The organism is Belnapia arida (genome assembly GCF_016773205.1).
Classification (GTDB): Bacteria; Pseudomonadota; Alphaproteobacteria; order Acetobacterales; family Acetobacteraceae; genus Belnapia; species Belnapia arida.
Genome location: NZ_JAETWB010000040.1, coordinates 14,505 through 29,684 on the forward strand (window position 1 = coordinate 14,505; position 15,180 = coordinate 29,684).

At 64.2% G+C, this 15,180-nt stretch carries 14 protein-coding genes; 8 read left to right on the forward strand and 6 right to left on the reverse strand.

Going from position 1 to position 15,180, the window contains the following annotated elements; genetic code table 11:
• Nucleotides 1–355: 355 nt before the first annotated feature.
• Both JMJ56_RS28405 and JMJ56_RS28410 read right to left on the reverse strand, forming a co-directional pair.
• Nucleotides 356–835 carry a hypothetical protein gene (locus JMJ56_RS28405; protein ID WP_202835124.1) on the reverse strand — a complete coding sequence of 160 codons (480 nt, stop codon included), beginning with the start codon at nt 833–835 and terminating at the stop codon, nt 356–358.
• A gap of 418 nt (nt 836–1,253) precedes the next feature.
• Nucleotides 1,254–2,216: an MBL fold metallo-hydrolase gene (locus JMJ56_RS28410; protein WP_202835125.1), complete on the reverse strand. Its 963-nt coding sequence runs from the start codon at nt 2,214–2,216 to the stop codon at nt 1,254–1,256.
• A gap of 1,781 nt (nt 2,217–3,997) precedes the next feature.
• Between JMJ56_RS28410 and JMJ56_RS28415 the strand changes: the two genes are divergently transcribed.
• Nucleotides 3,998–5,587: a transglycosylase domain-containing protein gene (locus JMJ56_RS28415; RefSeq protein ID WP_202835126.1), complete on the forward strand. Its 1,590-nt coding sequence runs from the start codon at nt 3,998–4,000 to the stop codon at nt 5,585–5,587.
• A 336-nt stretch (nt 5,588–5,923) separates the two neighbouring features.
• Here the strand turns inward: JMJ56_RS28415 and JMJ56_RS28420 are convergent, their stop codons facing one another.
• Entirely contained in the window at nt 5,924–6,862 is a 939-nt protein-coding gene (locus JMJ56_RS28420; RefSeq protein ID WP_202835127.1) for a LysR family transcriptional regulator, read from the reverse strand.
• Between the two features lie 104 nt (nt 6,863–6,966).
• On the opposite strand from JMJ56_RS28420, the gene JMJ56_RS28425 reads away from it, so the two are divergent.
• Nucleotides 6,967–7,506 carry a YybH family protein gene (locus JMJ56_RS28425; RefSeq protein WP_202835128.1) on the forward strand — a complete coding sequence of 180 codons (540 nt, stop codon included), beginning with the start codon at nt 6,967–6,969 and terminating at the stop codon, nt 7,504–7,506.
• A 61-nt stretch (nt 7,507–7,567) separates the two neighbouring features.
• Nucleotides 7,568–7,684: an SDR family oxidoreductase gene (locus tag JMJ56_RS28430; RefSeq protein ID WP_202835137.1), complete on the forward strand. Its 117-nt coding sequence runs from the start codon at nt 7,568–7,570 to the stop codon at nt 7,682–7,684.
• Between the two features lie 20 nt (nt 7,685–7,704).
• On the opposite strand, the gene JMJ56_RS28435 is transcribed toward JMJ56_RS28430, so the two are convergent.
• Together JMJ56_RS28435 and JMJ56_RS34335 are read right to left on the reverse strand one after the other, a co-directional pair.
• A complete protein-coding gene (locus JMJ56_RS28435; RefSeq protein ID WP_236038739.1) occupies nt 7,705–8,535 on the reverse strand; it encodes a tripartite tricarboxylate transporter substrate binding protein in 831 nt (276 codons plus the stop codon).
• Nucleotides 8,536–8,748: 213 nt separating this feature from the next.
• Nucleotides 8,749–8,934 (reverse strand): hypothetical protein, encoded by a 186-nt coding sequence (locus tag JMJ56_RS34335; protein WP_236038741.1) that lies wholly within the window; start codon nt 8,932–8,934, stop codon nt 8,749–8,751.
• 396 nt (nt 8,935–9,330) lie between these two features.
• Between JMJ56_RS34335 and JMJ56_RS28445 the strand changes: the two genes are divergently transcribed.
• From JMJ56_RS28445 to JMJ56_RS28455, 3 genes are all read left to right on the forward strand, one after another.
• Nucleotides 9,331–10,239, forward strand: coding sequence for an acetamidase/formamidase family protein (locus tag JMJ56_RS28445; RefSeq protein WP_202835130.1), 909 nt, complete (start codon nt 9,331–9,333; stop codon nt 10,237–10,239).
• 402 nt (nt 10,240–10,641) lie between these two features.
• On the forward strand, nt 10,642–11,478 hold the full coding sequence (locus JMJ56_RS28450; protein WP_202835131.1) for an HpcH/HpaI aldolase family protein: 837 nt from the start codon (nt 10,642–10,644) through the stop codon (nt 11,476–11,478).
• Between the two features lie 50 nt (nt 11,479–11,528).
• Nucleotides 11,529–12,671 carry an MDR/zinc-dependent alcohol dehydrogenase-like family protein gene (locus JMJ56_RS28455; RefSeq protein ID WP_202835132.1) on the forward strand — a complete coding sequence of 381 codons (1,143 nt, stop codon included), beginning with the start codon at nt 11,529–11,531 and terminating at the stop codon, nt 12,669–12,671.
• A 76-nt stretch (nt 12,672–12,747) separates the two neighbouring features.
• Here the strand turns inward: JMJ56_RS28455 and JMJ56_RS28460 are convergent, their stop codons facing one another.
• Nucleotides 12,748–13,107 carry a hypothetical protein gene (locus JMJ56_RS28460; RefSeq protein WP_236038742.1) on the reverse strand — a complete coding sequence of 120 codons (360 nt, stop codon included), beginning with the start codon at nt 13,105–13,107 and terminating at the stop codon, nt 12,748–12,750.
• 278 nt (nt 13,108–13,385) lie between these two features.
• Between JMJ56_RS28460 and JMJ56_RS28465 the strand changes: the two genes are divergently transcribed.
• On the forward strand, nt 13,386–13,943 hold the full coding sequence (locus tag JMJ56_RS28465) for a DUF488 domain-containing protein (protein ID WP_236038744.1): 558 nt from the start codon (nt 13,386–13,388) through the stop codon (nt 13,941–13,943).
• A gap of 22 nt (nt 13,944–13,965) precedes the next feature.
• Nucleotides 13,966–14,697, forward strand: coding sequence for a hypothetical protein (locus tag JMJ56_RS28470; protein WP_202835135.1), 732 nt, complete (start codon nt 13,966–13,968; stop codon nt 14,695–14,697).
• Nucleotides 14,698–15,180 lie beyond the last annotated feature (483 nt).

The window sequence follows — 15,180 nt, forward strand, 5'->3', positions numbered from 1 at the left end:
GAACTGGTCGCGCAGGCCGGGCTGAGTGCTTCTCTCGTCAGTTCACGCATATCCGCAACCTGCCGGCGCTCGTGCTGAAGGGTGCGGACGCCCATGTGAACGGTTGGAAAGCGACAGAATCGGCGGCAGCGCAGCTTCTTCAAACCCGCCGTGTTTGGTTGCGGCCGAAACGGAAGCGGCGGTGCTGGTCCGCTCCGCACCGTTTTTACCTTAGCCGAGTATCTCACAGCACATCGCTTGGCTGCCCAACACAGCTGGGTGCGGTGGCCGTTCTAACTCGGTGCGCCAAAGCGCCTCGGTTTTCGAAAGAGTGCCTGACCCTATGTAGTGAGCCCGGGCGCCGGTGGTTCGTGTCTCACAGCCCGTTTTGACAGTCACCGGATAGCCGAGTCTTTAACCAGTAAGGGAAATCTTGGACCCAATCGATCGGTTCCAGGCAGATAAGCACACTGAAGCCCGGAGGACTGCCCTGTTCTAGGCATTCCAATGCGATCAGTATGCCAACGACGGCTCCGCCGTCACAACCTTGACCGACAAGATTCTGGCGGGCACTAGCGGAAACTGGGGTCAGATGCCGATGCCCCCACAATCGAGTCTTGCGCGGGAAGAGGTCGAAGCGCTGGTCAGGTGGATCCTGTCCCACCAGTAGGCATCGGCGATCCGCGCTCGGCTGTCGCGCGCTGGCGTCGGCAAGGATCTGCACGAAGCCGTCGATGCCGCCGACCGCACCGCGGCTGATCAGCCCTGCTTTAGTGGTTTGCAATGTGCTGGAGCGGCCGTCACCAGCGACGGCTCGCTTGCGGTTCCGTTCTTGATGCTGTTCCAGACGCTCCACTTCTGTCTGAGAGGGACGATGGTTCAAGTTCCGGTGCACTCTACGCCAGGCACGCTGCGACCCAAAGAAAACTAGGTTCCAGTTCTCACCGCTTCGCCAGTTCACATGCGAGCCGTGCTCTCCGCCTGATTGATCAATGTCCTGATCGCGTGTCGCTATCAACCTTAGCCTTCACCGGCCGGGCACAGTAGGCCGTCGTTTGGAAGAGGCGCGTCCCGCTGCTACTCGTCTCTTACCACTTCGCCCTGAATTTCGTGCTAGCACCGCGAGACCACGCTGGACTTACAAGGACGACTCAACTCGAATACGGTATGGTGAGCACGTGGTCGCCGCGGGTTTTCCGCCGTGATGAAGCGGTGGCATCTGGACAAGCGGACTTAGGCGAGAGGTTGATCCCGCCCAGGGGCCGCGCGCCGCGTTACGCGGTCGCAGGCACGAGCCGGTAGCCGGTCCCAATCCGCTCTACCCGCCCAGTCGCCGGCATGGGAAAGTGGTAGCCGACCACGGGCATCCGTTCGGTTGCCGCTCGGTCGAGCAGGCGCTTACGTGAGTCGATCGCCATGGGCGGATCCTGGTCGAAGCCCGGGTACCACTCCGGATTTGACATGAAGAACGCCGGCGTTGTGATCGCGTCGCCGATCACGAGTGCCTGGTCAGACCCATTATGAATGATAAAAGAGGTGTGGCCCGGGCTGTGCCCGTTGGATGGCACCGAGCGGATATTCGCCGTGATATCGGCATTCGGCGCGAAGCGGGTGACTTTGTCGGCATAGGGCGCGAAGCGGCGCCGCGCATTCGCAAAGCCCGGCCGCCGCCCTTCCGGCGCGCGGCTCTCCTCGGCTGCGTCGGTCCAATAGGTCCATTCGCGCTCGGGCACCATCACGCGCTGCACCTGAGGGTAAAGCGCGGTGCCGTCGGCTTTGAGCAGACCGTTGATGTGGTCGCCATGGAAATGCGTGTGCACGATCAGAGTGATGCGATCCGGGTCGAGGCCCGCCGTCCGCATGTTGGCGTGCAGGGTGCCGAGCTCGGGGTTTGGCCCGCTGCCATTACCCACATCGAATGCGACAAGTCCCTGCGGCGTCTCCAGGATGGTGACGTTGTAGGGGTTGGTCAGTGTTTCACCTTGCAATCCGGCCGCGCGGGCCGCGGCGATCGCTTGCTCGGGTGAGGCGTTTGCGACGAGGCCCTGGATTGGGCGATTCACGCTGCCGTCGTTCACGATGGTCACGTTGAGGCTGCCGACTCGAAACTTGTGGAAGAGCGAGCCCTCCGGCGCCGGCGTGGCGCCCTGGGCGAGGCTCTCGCGGCCAACCAGCAGGCTCGGCGTGACGAGGGCGAGGCTTGCGGCACCGAGAGTGCGGCGACGTGAGACTTTCATGATTGGATCCTCCCGGATGTTATTTCGGACGACTTGGAAGTCAAAAGTAGGCCTGGTGCCGCAAACAGTGCTGTGCAGAGGCACTGCACGCCCATCGCCGCCAGCTTGCTAAGCCCCGTAATGCGCGTCGCGCCAGCCGCCTCGTTACGAGGGCGAGGAATGGGGACCTCCCCCCCCTTTTGTCAAGCTCCGCAGCTACCCCCAATCCGCTTGCTCGCCGCCGTTGGCCTTGAGCGATGCAGTCTCGCGTCCGCAGAACGCAACGGAGTAGTGCAAGGTTGTGCGCACTTGGTTTGCTGACCTCGGAGTACTGGTGGCATCGTCCCAGAGAAATTTGTATTCCGGTTCCCACCGCTGCTCCAGTCGGCCTCCACACAACCTGTCTCTCCCAACTAGACCACCGCGCTGAGGCGCAGGTTTGGCCTGGGTTTTCGCGGCAACCTTGATGATGCGGCGGCGGAACGGGGGCGGGTTTTCTCTCCGAAGTGCCTGAGACTCTCCGGGGCTTGAGGGTAGGACGATTTAACCCTCAAGCTTTATCACATTGAGATCGCACGATTTTCGGGCGGGATGCTGGCACTATATTCAGCGTGGCGACCGCCTGCCGGTCGAAGCTGTGGGCTACGTCCTTCTCTACGCCCCCAAGCCCTTGTCCCTTGCGGAGCCCCGATAGACCATCCGCGTCCACTCTGATCGGAGGCATCGTCCTGCCATGGCGCACGATATCGCCGGACTGATCCCCTGAGGTAACCGCGAGGAGTGGCGCGGCGCCCTGGCCGGGTTGCTCGACCATCATAGCGCCTAGGCTTGCGCTGCTGCGGGTATTGAAATGGAGGACATGAGCGACGGCTATGCGCCCATCTCAGTCATCTGCGTTGCGGGGTGGATCGCCCGAATGCGGACCTGGCCTGCTGATTAAGAAATGGCGCTTAGGGAGGAGAGCGAACCAACCGCTCCAGCCGACATAGGGGCCAACGAGCCGGATCTGCGCCGCTGGAGACGTAAGGCGCCCGCGTGGCGACCTGACCGAGGCAACTGGACCAGAGGCACTCTGCATGAGGCGTGCGGCCGGCCGAACGGCTCTCCGCTGGGGTGTCCACCACCGGACAATGAAGCCTGGCTTGAACTCTGGGCTCGCTCGCACCCCGGCCGTCGGCAGTTCCAAGTTGAGGGCACCTACACTGTGGTCACTGGACGAGGACCTGGGGGCACCCGGAAGTGATAGACTGATGCCAATCTCGCCAACATCTTGCCTGAGAGGTGCCACGATGGGGCCTCCTTCCGGCTTCACAAGCGCCAGCATATGACGTGTGTTGGCAGCGAGAACCGGATGACGTGCAGTCCTAGGAGTTCCGTCGTGCTTGCTCTCTGTGCCGCTACACTCGGGGCCTGCGATGCGACGGTTTATAGCGCCTACACCCCGCCCGGTTAGAGGCCGGCCTATCCGCTGGGGTACGCGGCGCCAGTTGTTCCGTCGGTGCCCTATGCCGCTCCGGGCAAGTTGACCATCGTTGTGGGGCGGACATGATCGCCGCAGGGCCACGTTTCCCGGAACTCGCTTTGCCAAAAGGTCCAGACCAGCCGTGCCAGCCAAGGGTAGCGTAGACCGAAGGCAGCTCCTTACGCTGCTGGGGCTGGCAGCCGCGGTTCCTCAGCCCGCTGAGGCATTCGAACTCCCCGACGCCACTGGACTCATCACTGAGAACCGCCATGACGGCGTACGCATCCTCAGCGCGGGAGGCGAGTTCGTTGGTGCGCGCGGAGCATACTATGGGCCGCCAGTGCCTTTCGCCCAGCTCCCCCGTCATCTGATCAACGCCCTCGTGGCAAGCGAGGACCGGCGGTTCTACGAGCATTGGGGGCTGGACCCGAGGGCGATGGCACGCGCGGTCTGGTCGACGCTCACCGGGCGGACCCAGGGTGGCAGCACGCTGACCCAGCAGACCATCAAGGAGGTCTACCTCCGGGAACACAGCCCGATCGTCCGGAAGCTGCTCGAGGAGCCGGTCCTGGCGCCCATCCTGGAGCTCAACCTGACCAAGGAGGACATCCTGTATGTCTACCTGAACAGGGTGTTTTTCGGGGGCAGCGCCTATGGCATTGAGGCCGCTGCCCGGGTCTACTTTAATAAGTACGCACGCAACCTCAGCATCCTCGAATCCGCCATGATGGTTGGGCTGCTTCCAGCGCCCAACCGGTTCAACCCCCACCGGAATTTCGAGCTTTCGCGTGACCGAGGCATCCGGGTCATTGAACAGATGGCCGAAGCGGGCTCCCTCAGTCGGAGCGCAGCAGACCGCGCCAAGGCGCAGAACGTCATAGTGACACCGTCCCGATCAGCCTGGGGCGGCTTCTACCCCCGCAGCACTGGTATCGGCTGGTTCGCGCGTTGGGCGGAGAACGAGGCCAACGCCAACTCCGTACCGTCGCAGCGAAGCGGCACGCGAACCATCGCAACCACCTTGGACCTGCGGATCCAGGCCGCCGCCGAAAGACAGCTGGAGGCGGCCCTACGGCAGCACGCCCAGACAAGGCAGATCGAGGAGGGCGCGGTCGTCGTCATGCGATACGACGGCGCTGTCCTAGCGCTCGTCGGTGGACGCGACTATCGGCGGAAGGAATGGGATCACGTTACCCAAGCCAGGCGCCAGCCAGGATCCGTGGCCAAGCTCTGCGTCTACTTGGCGGCGCTCGGGGCAGGATATACGCCTGACACGAACGTCAGCGATGCGGCCCTAACGCTAGGAGGGCGCAGCGTGAGAAACTTCGACGACCGATACCTTGGCGATATCACATTTGCCGCGGCGCTGGAGCGGTCGTCCAATACGGCCGCTGTTCGTCTGGCAATGCAGAATGCGCGTGAGACAAGGGATGTGATCAAGGCGCTACGCGTGGCGGAAGAAGTTGAGGGCGAAGCGGGCGACTTAGCGCTCGGAACTTACCAGGCGAGGCTCGTCGATCTTACGAGCGCCTTCGCCAGCGTCGCCAATCGCGGCAGGATGGTCGTTCCCTATTCGGTGCAGCGGGTTCAAGACCCGGCCGGTGTCGAGTTGCTGAGACGCGTGCTCCCGGCAAGATCGGAGATTCGCCAAGTCTTACAGCCTCAACAGGCCGACATGATGCGTCAGATGCTCGCTGGCGTTGTGCAACGGGGTACGGGAAGGGCTGCTGACCCAGGCTTCTGGGCGGCCGGCAAGACGGGCACGACCACCGAGAGCCGGGATGCTTGGTTTATCGGCTTTACCGAGCGGTATGTCGCCGGTGTCTGGCTCGGGAACAGTGACAGCAGGCCGATGCTCGGCGTGTCAGGAGGTGGCTTGCCGGCGCAGATCTGGCGCGCGGTAATGATCGATGCCCATCGAAACGTGTAACGGGGCAACCAGCCCTTACGACTCCCGGTAAAACTGCCGTCCGGTGCGGTGACGCGCTCGGCTTTTGCTGACGCAATACGGGCAACATGCCGGTCAAGCAGTATCGTGGGGACAATCGACCAAGCCGCGACGGACACTGCTCTCTGCAGAACCTATGTCGGCTGTTCGTGCTCTCTTCCCCGAATGCGGACATTCCGCCTTCGGCCAGCTCTTGCCGGTCCGATCCGTGCCCAAGGTGGTCATCGGATGAGCCCGCCCAGCTTCCTGTAAGCGGACGTCGTGTCGGTGAGAGTTCGTCGACGGCCAACTCAGTAGGCATTCCTCGCCAAGGTCGGTCTACTTCGTCCTCGTGAGTACGTCGAAGACCCAAGTCAGGCCTGCATCAGCCATTGCAGCGCTAGGCGAGATTGCTTGGAGCTGAAAGCTGCCTAGCGGCAGGGGAGCGTCCACGATGACAACTCCGAAACGCGCGGCATGCCTCTCCGCGAACCGCCGAGGCAGCGCAGAGATCAGGTTCGTCTCGGCCAGTACGGCAAGCGCGAACATGAAATTGGGGACGGTCAGCGCAAGGTGCCTTGTACGGCCTTGCTGCGCCAGAGCCTCGTCGACGAAGCCGTAAGGGTCGCCAGAGAGCGAGACCACCAGATGCCGCATCGCGCAATAACGGTCGAGACTCGGAGCTTCAAGGAAGGGGTGTCCGGCTCGCGCGGCCACAACGAAGTTCTCTTCGTACAGTGTCGTTCGATGGAAGCGTGCCGGGATCTCGCTGGAGGGGATGATGGCGATATCCATCGCGCGAGCCTCCAGATCGGAGAAGGCCCCTCGCCAGGCCCGCTCGGGTGACGTCTCTCCCGGCATGGGCAGCAGCTGACGGAGGCTGATATCGATGCCAGGCGCGCAATCGGCCAGTTCCGCAAGCAGGGTGGGTAGTAACACCGCCAAAACGCCATCGGGCGCCCCAATCGTGAAGCGGCGCCTGGACGTGGCGGGGTCGAACGGCTCGGCGGTCGCAAGTACGCTCCTGACCCGTGTCAGGACCTCGGCGATTGGCCCGGACAACTCGGTTGCGCGTCCGGTGGGAACGACGCCCTTGGGTGTCCGCACGAAGAGTGGGTCGTTCAGGAGACGGCGCAGCCGGCTGAGACCATGGCTGACCGCCGACGGTGAGAGGCTTAGCCGGTCCGCAGCCCGGCCGACATGTCGCTCCTCCAGCACGGCCTCGAACAGGACGAGGAGGTTGAGGTCCGCCCGGGAGAGGTCGATTTCATTCAGCATATGTCTGAATACATATCATTGGCTTCAGCATGCTGGAACGACCATTCAATCTCAGACCGGGGCCGGGAAGAGCCGCCCGCAGGATGGAAGAGGAGAGTACCCCGATGCTACACCGCCGACGTTCGATGCTCGCGGTCGCGGGCGCAGCCGGCTTTGCGACGCCCGCGGCGGGCGCTCACGTTGCACTCGATGCTTCGAGCACCACCAGCCAATCAGTGGCCGAACTCCTCCGACGATCCGAGGAGGCGAACGGCGCACTGCTCCGTGGCGACGTCGAAACCTATCTGAGCCGGATCACGCTCTCCAACGATTTCACGCTGATGTCACCGTTTGGCGGTACACCGTCGCGCGGCCCATACACCTCGGAACGCTGGGAGGAGATCGGCCGGTTCTTCCGAAACGGCACGCTGCGGCAGGAGCTCGTGCAGGCCTATGGCAGCGCGGACGTGGTGGTGCTCGCGCTCATCGAGCATGGCCATGGAGAAGTCGGCGGCCTGCCGGCTCAGGACTGGCCGCTGCGCGTCACCCTCGTCTATCGCCGTGAGGGGTTGGAATGGCGGCTGGCCCATCGTCATGCCGACCCCCTGGTGAACGGCATCTCGCTTCAACAAGCGGCAACGCTTGCTCGCTCCGGCACGCCATAAGGAACGAACCTGCCACCGCGTCCAAATGGTCGGTGCGGCCTCTCCAGATGAATGAAACGATATCGGCAAGGGATCAGTAGAGGAAGTAGCTGCCATCGTCCGGATGCTGGTGGGTACCGAGGCCGGCTACGTCACCGGCCAAACCATTCATGTCAATGGCGGAGCTTTTCTGACCTGAGCCATCAGTAGGCTGCCGCCTCAACCGCTCCAGGGCCGAACTTTCCAGATTGCACGGACTGAGGTTTCGACCTGCGCCGCCATATCGCGATAAGCGGTGCCAACCAGTGGTCGCAGAGGCAGAGAGGCTCGCTCGGCCTCCCGAGTGAAAGCTTGATCGGCGAAGGCTGCCGTGAAGGCCCGCTCCAGGCTCGCGCGGATGTCAGGCGGCAGGCCCGGCGGTCCGGCGATGCCTCGGGCAGACCCGGCAACGATGTCGTAGCCGCGCTCGCGGAAAGTTGGAACGTCCGGGGCGGCTTCCCAACGGCGCTCTGCGGCTTGGCCGAGCGCCCGCACTCGGCCCTCACGCATGGCCGACAGGATCTCTGCCATATTGCCGACGCCAAGCTCAATATGGTTACCAAGCACCTGTGCCAGGAGTGGCGCCGAGCCGGCAAAGGGTGCGTGGTTCATGGGCTGTAGCCCCGCCAGCCCTTCCAAGGTGAGCATGAGCAGGTGATCATCGGAGCCGACGCCCGTGGTGCCGTAGTTGATCTGCCCCGGCCTGACCTTGGCTGCCTGCACCAAGTCCTGAAGCGTTTGGATCGGCGAGTTGGTGGCGACGTAGATGGTGCCCGGATCGTCGACGACATTCGCAAGAAAGCTGAAGTCAAGCGGGCGATAGCGAACTTGGCGTTCGAGCGGGAAGGTGCTGATGGCTGGTACCGTCAGCGCGCCCAGGACGTAGCCGTCTGGCGCCGCGTTAAACAAAGCTTCAAAGCCCACCTGTCCGCCGGCGCCGGCACGGTTGGCGACAACGAAACGCGCCCCCGGCAAGTGCTGCGCCACGAAGGGCAGGGTGACACGCGCCATGATGTCTACCCCGCCTCCTGGCGGATAGGGCACGATGACCTCAATAGGACGCTCTCCTGGCCAGCTGCCTTGGGCCCGAAGGTGTGTCGAGGTAGCGAGAAGGGCGCCAGTCGCGCCGAGCATGCGGCGGGATATCATAGCGGTTCTTTCCTCCCAGTTTTGCCCCTGAGGGTGCGGGTTGGGCTGCATAGGGTCAAGCAGGCGCTCCGAGCTCTACTGCCGAACCAGAGCCGTATGCTGCTTATCCCATGCCACTGATAAGGGCTCCATCAGCCTCAGCAACGTCATCTGCTCGGGCAGCCTTCCATCCAGGATCGCCTCGACTAGATCCGGCGCCAGCAGCGTCAGCCGCAGGAGCGAGCCGAGGTACCCCCGCTCGATCTGCTTCGCCGCCGCCATCTCACTAATGAAGGCATACCGCCCCTCGTTTAGCAGCCGCTGCTATCGAAATGCACGAGCTGGCGCTTTCCTCGGCACCGGATCAGCGCGCATGGCGATACTCAAGACACCCTACGGCACCGGCGTCACCACCGGCTTTCGCCCCGGCCGGCGCCGGATAGAAAGCGGCACCTGACCCGTGAGGCTGGCAGCCGCGCTTATGCCGCCACACGCTCCGCACCGGGCGCGAGGTCTCGGACGAGGTCGGCCAGCCCCTCCACGCGGAGGCGGATGGTGGCGCCAGAGCCCTGACACGCGTCGCGCCTTGACCGCGGCGCGACCTCGTTCCTAGCGTGCCTGGACCAGCCTTGGCGCGGACCGGTCGGCCCATGCCAGCGAAATGTCCCGGGGAGCCCCATGGCCACGCACCGCTTCCATCCCTCACAATACTTCAACGCGATCGGCGTAGCCGAACCCTGCCTACGTGTCGCGGATGGCGACACGGTGGTCACCGACACGATTGATGCGTCCGGACTTGATGCGCGGGAGGTGGCCGTCGCTAGCCGGCCGAACCCAATGACCGGTCCATTCTTCGTCGAGGGGGCCGAGCCCGGGGACACGCTCGCCGTGCGAATCGATCGGCTGACCCCGAGCCGTGCGTCCGGATGGACCTACTCGCCGCTCGCTCTGACCGTGCTGGATCCGGCGGCGATCCCTGACCGGCCACCGCAGCAGCGCGCCGTCTGGACCATCGACCGCGAGGCCGGGACCGTACGGTTGCAGGACACTGTGCAAGGGCTGGAGGATTTCGCGCCGCCAATCCAGCCCATGATCGGCTGCTTCGGGGTCGCACCGGCGTTCGGCCAGGCGCTGTCCACCGCGACCAGCGCCCAGAACGGCGGCAACATGGATTACCGCCTGTTTGCACCCGGCACGACAGCCTGGTTTCCCGTGTCGGTGTCGGGCGCGCTCTTCTATCTCGGCGACGGGCATGCCTGCCAAGGTGATGGGGAAATTACCGGCACCGGCATCGAGACATCCTTCGAGATGGAGGTGACCTTCCGCGTCCTAAAGCGGACGATCACCTGGCCGCGCGGTGAGACTGCCGATGACATCTTCACTGTCGGCAATGCCAGGCCGCTAGACCATGCACTGCAGCACGCCACGACAGAGATGTCGCGCTGGCTCGGTGAGGACTTCGGCTTGGACGCCCGCGCCGCCAGCCACCTGATGGGACAGGTCGTCCGCTACGACGTCGGCAATGTCTTCAACCCCGCCTTCACGGTCGCCTGCCGCATTGCCAAGCGCTGGCTCTCGAAGCGGTAGAACTGGACGCTCCATCGCAATCTTGGGCTTGGCAGGCGATCTCGAGTTTGGCGCGCTGGACCGGGTTGCCGGACATCAGGTCTTCTTGCTGATGTGCCCAAACCAGAGGCGCCGGCTGCAGCAGCGCGAGAAGCGCGACGCGATCTGCCTTCGGACCATTTAGGATCAGCTCGGCCAGGTCGGGCGCCAGCAGAGGCAATCGCAGCAGGCTGCCCAGGTAGCCCCGCTCGAGTTTCTCCGCCCAGCGCGCGGTTCGGTAGGACTTTGTTTTCAGAGAAGCTGGTGACGAGCGCGGCACATCGGCTCCCGACGCCGACGCAGGTGGCACCGCTCAGGTTGCGCGCATGTCCTGATCGGACGACACTCGTGATCAACGCCCCATTGGCCGGAGGAAACAATACCATGCGTCCTAACCGCCTGCGCCAGAAGCTGAACGCCGGAGAACCGACGATCGGCACGCACATCTTGTCCAGCTGGCCCACGCTCGTGGAACTGATCGGCGACGCCGAGAACTACGATTATGTCGAGTTCACGGCCGAATACGCGCCGTTCACCATGCATGACCTCGACAATCTCGGCCGTGCGTTCGAGCTGAAGAACCTTGCCGGGATGATCAAGGTTGAGCAGAAGCAGTACGCGCATCAGGCGATGCGGGCGATCGGATCGGGATTCCAGAGCGTGTTGTTCGCTGATATCCGAACAGCGGCCGACGCCGAGTTGTGCGTCGCTGCAGTGCGCGCCGAAACCCCCGGCACCGGCGGGCGGCTCGGTGTCGGCATGCGGCGCGATGTGGGCACTGTGCTGGAGGGCGGCTCGCCGGCTTATGTCGACGCGTTGAATGAGGTGGTGATCGCCATCATGGTCGAGAAGCGCGAGTGTGTTGAGGACCTGGAGGCGATCCTGTCGGTCCCCGGCATCGACATGGTCCAGTTCGGGTCATCCGACTACTCGATGAGCCTGGGACTGACTGGGCAGCGATCGCATCCGGACGTGGTAAAGGCTGAGCGCAAGACGATCGAAACAGCGCTGAGGCTGGGCAAGCACCCGCGCGTGGAACTGGCGGACCTCTCGGGCGCGAAGCCGTACCTGGAGATGGGGGTGAAGCACTTCTGCATCGGGTGGGATGTGCGGATTCTGTACAACTGGTGGCGCACGAACGGCGCGGGCATGAGGGCGATGCTGACGGGCGAGGCGACGACAGCGCCCGCGCCGCAGCCGGTGAAGACCGGCACCTACTGAAAGCCCGGCCGCAGCGGGCGGGACCATCTGCGCATCACGGGGGAGGTGACATGGACGGCAACGGACTGCACGGGCTGGAGCTGCGCTCGAGCATCAGCGGGGAGGGCGTGCTGGAGCTCTCCCTGCAGGAGGCGGCGGTGCCGGAACCGGCAGCCGACGAGATCATCGTCCGGGTCGAGGCGACGCCAATCAATCCCTCCGATATCGGCGTCTTGCTCGGCCCCGCGGCGCTCGATACGGCCGAGTTCGCCGGGACGGCGGCACGGCCGGTGGTGCGCGCGCTGGTGCCGGCGGCGGCGCTGCCGGCCATCGCCGCCCGGCTCGATGCTTCGCTGCCCGTAGGCAATGAAGGCGCAGGCACCGTGGTGCGCGCCGGTGCCGAGGTCGTGCATCTGCTTGGGCAACAAGTCGCGGTGTTCGGCGGGGCGATGTGGGCGCAGTACCGCCGCGCCAAGGCGGCGGACTGCCTGGTGCTGCTCGCGGGGACGACGCCGCGTGAGGGCGCCTCCTGGTACGTCAATCCTATGACGGCGCTGGGCTTCGTCCAGACCATGCGCCAGGAGGGTCACACGGCCCTCGTACACACCGCCGCGGCCTCCAACCTCGGTCAGATGTTGAACCGCATCTGCCTGGCGGACGGCATCGGCCTGGTGAACATCGTGCGCAGCTCACAGCAGGCAGCGCTGCTGCGCGGCCAGGGCGCCCGCCACATCGTGGACAGCAGCGCGTCGGATTTCACCGCGGCGCTGACCGCGGTCCTCGTAGAAACCGGCGCCACCCTGGGCTTCGACGCCGTGGGCGGCGGGCCGCTGGCCGGACAGATCCTGGCTGCGATGGAGGCGGCAGCACGGCAGACTGCCAACGGCTACAACCACTACGGCTCGGACCGGCACAAGCAGGTCTACCTCTATGGCCGGCTGGACACTGGGCCCACCACCTTCGAGCGCGGGCCGATCGGCTTCGCCTGGGGGCTGGGCGGTTGGCTTTTGATGCCCGCATTGAAGAAGCTGGGTGCGGCAGCGGAGGCACGGCTGCGCGCCCGCGTCGCCGCCGAGCTGAAGACCACCTTCGCCAGCCACTACACCGCCGATGTCTCCCTGGCCGAGGCGCTGCAGCCGGAGATCATGCGAGCCTATTGTCGGCGGGCTACGGGGGAGAAGTTCCTGATCCTGCCGCAGCAGGGGTTGGGCTGACGCTCAATCTCTCGAGGCTGGATCGCCTGCACCTGCAGCAGGGGCAGCGCCTCTCTCGGGCTGCCCCTTCGCCCTGCTATGCCGGTCTACCGGTGTTCTGCTGGCTACTCGAAAGCCGACATTCTGCGTTCGAAAGCGCCGCGCGCTGCATCGCCCATTTCATCGGGATCGGCTCTAGCAGCTGCGGCAGGCCCAAGCGGCGAGGCATTCGCCCATCCAGGACCGCCTCGACGATGTCCGGCGCCAGCAGGGTCAGCCGCAGCAGGCTGCCCAGATAACCCCGCTCTATCCGCTCCTCTGCGGCCATCTCGCTGATCAAGGCATACCTCCCCTCGTCCAGCAGTCGCTGGTACCGGAACGCCCGCGCCAGCGCTTTCACGAGCGCCGGATCAGCGCGCGTGACAACCGCGGGAACGCCGTCCCGCACCGGCGTCACGAGCGTCCTCCGCCCCGGCCGGCACCGAACAGCGAGCGGCACCCGGACCGTGATGCTGGCCGCTGCGGCCACGCCGCCTTCAGGCTCCCGAGGCTAACTGGCGATCAGCCTGGCCCAAAGGCGGCCTTCGTGCCCGTCACTGTGTACCCAGTGTTGATGGCCCACCCGACATTGCTGCATGATAACTAAAATTGGCGGCTATGCGTCCATCGCGGACACAACGTCTCCCTTTAGCCTCTAGCAAGCAGACGTTGGCAGCCCGTCTTCAAGTAGCATCCATGGTCGAAGTCGTTGACACCCCGGAGTCACAGCTTCATGACCCCTGCATGAGCAAACGGCAGCCGGGCTTCCTGGCGACAATCGGCTATGAGGGTGTGACCCTCGACGACTTCATCGCCACTCTTCAGGACACAGGCATCAAGCGTCTGATGGATGTCCGCGAGCTCCCCCTCTCACGCCGTCGCGGCTTTTCGAAGACCGCGCTCTCCGCCGCCTTGGCTGAAGCCGGAATCGAGTATGTCCATTTACGTGGGCTCGGTGACCCCAAGCCGGGCAGGGACGCTGCCCGAAGCGGAGACATGCCACGTTTCCGTCGAATCTTCGGCGCTCACATGAAAACGCCGAAGGCGCAGGCTGACTTAGCGGTAGCGGCCCGCTTGGCCATCGGTGGCGGCACCTGCCTGATGTGCTTCGAGCACGACCATTCAGGCTGCCACCGCAGTATCGTGGCCGATGCAATTTCTGCTAGGGTACCGGTGCCGATCAGGCATCTGAGAGTCGCCAGTGCGTCCAGCAACCCCGCAGTCCGAAAAGCTCCTGCAATCGAGCACACTTGAGAAGAGTGGCCGCGAGAGGGTGTTGGTCCTTGTCAAAGCTCTGCCGCACGCGGCGAAGAAGCACGGCGAAACAGTCTGCTGCGCGGGCGTGACCCAAGACCGCGAGTGGCGGCGCCAGTACCCAATCCACTTTCGCCGCCTAAAAGACCAGTTCGGGCGTTGGGACTGGATTGAATACGACTGGATCAAGCCAGGAGGCGAGGACCGTCGTGCGGAGAGTCGCAGGGTTCAGGAAGACACCATCAAGTGCTGCGGCAACATGCCAGAGCGCGAACGCGCTCAGTTTCTGGACCGCATCATCGTCCCGTCAACCGAAGTAGCAGCATCGCGTAGCCAGAGCCTCGCCCTTATCCGTCCTACCAAATCGCGGTTCTTTTGGAAGCGGAAGACGGCGAAGGAGCTCGAGCAGGAGAAGCAGGCTTACGAGCGAGCGGCGCAGCAACTCTCCTTCTTGGACGCAGAACTCGCCGCTCTGGCACCTTGTCCTTACGCCTTCAAGTTTGATTACGAGACCGAAGACGGGAAGACCCACAAGGCCACTTGCGACGACTGGGAAACCGCTGCCATGTTCTACAACTGGGAGCGGAAAATGGGAGCGGAGAAGGCTCTTGTGGAGATGGGCAAGGTCTTCAACGAGCGCTATCCAGCCAAGGGAATGGTGTTCGCAATGGGCACCCACTCCAGGTATCCAGACATCTGGCTGCTCGTGGGTGTTCTGCGCCTGGACCTAGTCAAGCAAATGGCTCTCTTCTAACCAGACGAAGCTGCGCGGCGGCGGAAGCCACGATGCTTGCGGAAATTTAGGGGAAGTGGTCCGCACCGTCATTTACGGCCTGTGCGACGCCGAAAAGCTGTCCACGTCACTGTCGAGGAGGTCGGTAACGCCCGCTTGGCCCCTTCGACCACCCGAAAGCTGCTGTTCCGTCTACGGCCAAGTTCGGTCACCAGAGGTCGCCGTCGTAACAGCTGGCTTACGCCTTCCATTCATTGGTGATTACGGGTCGCTGCTCCACCCAGCTCAGCGGAAGCGGCTCCAGCAGCCGCGGCAATCCAAGGCCAGGCGGAGCTAGGCCAATCAGCATCGCCTCGACGATGTCTGGCGCCAGCAGCGTTAGCCGCAGCAGCGTCCCGAGAAAGCCGCGCTCGATCCTCTCGGCCGCGTAAGCGTCCGGTGATGCGGCGTAAGCGTCCAGTGAGGCGGCGACCGACCGTCAGGTTGTCGCGGCTTCGGCGTCGC

Excerpts from the sequence above, each read along its gene's own strand:
- JMJ56_RS28410 (WP_202835125.1), bottom strand. The coding sequence starts at position 2,216 with ATGAAAGTCTCACGTCGCCGCACTCTCGGTGCCGCAAGCCTCGCCCTC.
- JMJ56_RS28425 (WP_202835128.1), top strand. The coding sequence starts at position 6,967 with ATGCTACACCGCCGACGTTCGATGCTCGCGGTCGCGGGCGCAGCCGGC.
- JMJ56_RS28465 (WP_236038744.1), top strand. The coding sequence starts at position 13,386 with ATGGTCGAAGTCGTTGACACCCCGGAGTCACAGCTTCATGACCCCTGC.
- JMJ56_RS28445 (WP_202835130.1), top strand. The coding sequence starts at position 9,331 with ATGGCCACGCACCGCTTCCATCCCTCACAATACTTCAACGCGATCGGC.
- JMJ56_RS28455 (WP_202835132.1), top strand. The coding sequence starts at position 11,529 with ATGGACGGCAACGGACTGCACGGGCTGGAGCTGCGCTCGAGCATCAGC.
- JMJ56_RS28435 (WP_236038739.1), bottom strand. The coding sequence starts at position 8,535 with ATGGCGCGTGTCACCCTGCCCTTCGTGGCGCAGCACTTGCCGGGGGCG.
- JMJ56_RS34335 (WP_236038741.1), bottom strand. The coding sequence starts at position 8,934 with ATGGCGGCGGCGAAGCAGATCGAGCGGGGGTACCTCGGCTCGCTCCTG.
- JMJ56_RS28450 (WP_202835131.1), top strand. The coding sequence starts at position 10,642 with ATGCGTCCTAACCGCCTGCGCCAGAAGCTGAACGCCGGAGAACCGACG.
- JMJ56_RS28420 (WP_202835127.1), bottom strand. The coding sequence starts at position 6,862 with ATGCTGAATGAAATCGACCTCTCCCGGGCGGACCTCAACCTCCTCGTC.